Source organism: Granulicatella sp. WM01, assembly GCF_004570605.1.
Taxonomy (GTDB): Bacteria; Bacillota; Bacilli; order Lactobacillales; family Aerococcaceae; genus WM01.
Genome location: NZ_SPPB01000139.1, coordinates 1 through 424, shown reverse-complemented (window position 1 = coordinate 424; position 424 = coordinate 1). Strand labels below are relative to the sequence as shown.

Genomic DNA, 424 nt, shown 5'->3' with positions numbered 1-424 from the left:
TTCATCAGAATGCTGCTTTTTATAAGTATTAACAAAGGAATCAACACTATGTATTCTAATCTTTTGAGATAGTGTAGAAATCAATTGTGACATAAACTGTGTAGATAGTTTATGCCGAATAGAACACTTAGTAGAGTGTTGTTTTCTTTGTTGAGATAGTAGATGAGCAGTATCACTAAAATATGTTGATTGTAATACTTCTTTATAGCCATAAAGGTATTGTTTTTGTAGAACAGAGCCACGTTTGATTTCACGTGAAATGGTGGATTTATGGCGATTCAGTAGTGTTGCAATTTTTGAAATAGTATAGCCCTCGTTTAATAATATTTCAATTTGACTTCTTTCTTTATCACTTAAGTGTTTATAGTGTCGTTTTGTGGTATAATGTACTTCAGACATGAAAATCTTCCTATCTATTTGGTTT

Annotated in this window: 1 protein-coding gene; it reads right to left on the bottom strand. The window is 30.7% G+C overall.

Translation table 11 applies throughout. From position 1 onward, the window contains the following. The coding region (locus E4T68_RS09010; RefSeq protein WP_135126066.1) for a helix-turn-helix domain-containing protein at positions 1-399 on the bottom strand (399 nt) is incomplete at its 3' end. Between the last annotated feature and the right edge of the window lie 25 nt (positions 400-424).